At 61.3% G+C, this 2,528-nt stretch carries 2 protein-coding genes; both read right to left on the bottom strand.

Annotated features, from left to right (window positions below):
- A partial coding sequence (locus R3217_10685; protein ID MDX1455909.1) for a biotin/lipoyl-containing protein occupies positions 1-1,080 on the bottom strand: 1,080 nt, incomplete at its 3' end.
- Positions 1,081-1,091: 11 nt separating this feature from the next.
- Positions 1,092-2,528 (bottom strand): pyruvate dehydrogenase (acetyl-transferring), homodimeric type (gene aceE / locus R3217_10680; protein MDX1455908.1); only part of this gene is annotated, 1,437 nt, incomplete at its 5' end.

The following is a 2,528-nucleotide window of genomic DNA, read 5'->3' as shown; positions in this document are numbered from 1 at the left end:
GTCGGTGATGTCACAAAGGTCATGCTGCGTGACATGCGGCACGTTCACCCATGAAGCATGCAACCGAGGGCCGGAAATCTTCTTGACGCGATTCAGCGGCTTCGTTTCGATCTCGCCGAACTTGGCGAAGTCCACGCTCGGAACGGAAGGCAGTGAAGCACCACCGCCAGCGCCACCGCCCTGCATCACCGACTTGACGAACTGCTTGACGTCGTCGTGGTTGATGCGGCCTTTCACACCCGTGCCGTTGACGCGCCCGAGGTCGACGCCGAGTTCGCGCGCGAACTTGCGCACCGACGGCGAAGCGTGGGCCTTGGAGAAGGATGCTTCGTTGATCTCTGGCAGCTTGCCGCCCTTGCTACTCGGGGGCGACGCAGGTCCCTGGGCGGCCTGCGGTGCTGCCTGCTTGTCTTCTGCCGGCGTCGACTCGGACTGGCTGGCAGCCGGCTCGCCCTTTTCCTGCTTGTCCGCGGCTGGCGCGCCAGTGGTTTCCAGCAAGGCGATCACATCACCCTCGGAGACCTTGTCGCCCGTGCCGACTTTCAGTTCCTTGATGACACCGGCTTCCGGAGCCGGTACGTCCATCGCGGCCTTGTCGGTCTCCAGCGTGATCAGCGGAGACTCCTTTTCGACCTCATCGCCCGCCTTCACCAGCAGGTCGATGATTTCCACGCCATCGAAATCGCCAATATCCGGCACCTTCACTTCGATGACCTGAGATTTGCCGCCAGGTGCTTCAGGCTCGGCCTTCTTTTCAGCAGGCTTTTCTTCCGACTTGTCGCTTGCCTTCTCTTCGCCAGCTTCCGACTTGTCAGTTGCCTTCTCTGCGGCAGCGGCATCAGCCACTTCCAGGATGGCCACCAGGTCGCCCTCGGACACCTTGTCGCCGGTGCCGACTTTCAGTTCCTTGATGGTGCCGGCCTCGGGCGCGGGCACGTCCATCGCGGCCTTGTCGGTCTCCAGCGTGATGAGCGGTGATTCCTTCTCGACTTCATCGCCGGCGGAAACCAGCAGGTCGATGATCTCGACGTTCTCGAAGTCGCCAATATCCGGCACGCGGATTTCGATCGTCTTGCTCATGATCGCTCTCCTCAGGCCTGCCAGGGATTGACGCGCTTGGCGTCGATCTTGAATGTCTTGATCGCATCCGCGACCACCTTGGCATCGATCTCGCCGTCATCGGCCAGCGCCTTCAGCGCAGCCACCACGACGTAATGGCGATTCACTTCGAAATGCCGGCGCAGGCTGTCACGCGAGTCGGAGCGACCGTAGCCGTCCGTGCCCAGCGTGATGTAGGTGCCAGGCACCCAGGGGCGAATCTGCTCGGCGACGATGCGCATGTAGTCGCTTGCCGCGACGAACGGGCCGTCAGCCTTCTTGAACTGCTTCGCCACCCAGGATTCGCGCGCCTTGCCGGTGGGATTCAGCATGTTGTGGCGATCCGCGTCCATGCCGTCACGACGCAGCTCGGTGAAGCTGGTCGCACTCCAGACGTCGGCGGCGATGTCGAAATCCTTCTCGAGGATTTCGGCGGCAGCTTCGACTTCGCGCAGGATGGTGCCGGAGCCCATCAGCTGCACCGTGTGCTTGGCTTTCTTCTTGCCGGAGCCCTTCAGCTTGTAAAGACCCTTGAGAATGCCTTCCTCGGCACCCTTCGGCATGTCGGGATGCACGTAGTTCTCGTTCATCACCGTCAGGTAGTAGAAAACGTCTTCCTTCTTTTCGTACATGCGCTTCAGGCCATCATGCACGATGGTCGCGACCTCGTAGGAATAGGTCGGGTCATAGGACACGCAGTTCGGAATCACCGAGGACATGACATGCGAATGACCGTCCTCGTGCTGCAGGCCTTCGCCGTTCAGCGTGGTGCGACCGGCGGTGCCGCCCAGCAGGAAGCCGCGGGCGCGCGAGTCGCCAGCCGCCCAGGCGAGGTCGTGAATGCGCTGGAAGCCGAACATGGAATAGAAGATGTAGAACGGCACCATGGTCAGGCCATGGTTGGCATACGACGTTGCCGCCGCAATCCAGGATGACATCGAACCGGCCTCGGTAATGCCCTCTTCCAGGATCTGGCCGTCCTTGGATTCCTTGTAGAACATCAGCTGGTCCGCATCCTGCGGTTCGTAGAGCTGGCCCTTGTCGGAATAGATGCCAAGCTGGCGGAACAGGCCTTCCATGCCGAAGGTACGTGCCTCGTCCGGCACGATAGGCACAACACGCTTGCCCATGTTCTTGTCGCGGGTCAGCGCGGTCAGCATGCGCACGAAAGCCATGGTCGTGGAGATCTCGCGATCGCCGGTACCGGCCAGCTGCTGCTTGAAGATGTCGATATCGGGAATCTTCAGGGACTCATCAACCGGCTTGCGCTGCGGCAGGTGCCCGCCGAGCTGCTTGCGGCGTTCCATCAGGTACTTGTACTCGCGGCTGTCCTTCTTGAACGTCAGGAACGGAATCTCGCCGCTGTCGATCTGCTCGTCACTGACCGGCACGTTGAAACGGTCACGCACCCACTTCAGGTCGTCGGCATC

The organism is Gammaproteobacteria bacterium (assembly GCA_033720895.1).
GTDB lineage: Bacteria > Pseudomonadota > Gammaproteobacteria > Natronospirales > JAJUFS01 > JAWWBS01.
Note: the sequence above shows the minus strand (reverse complement) of the source record. Positions and strands in the feature narration are given on the sequence as shown.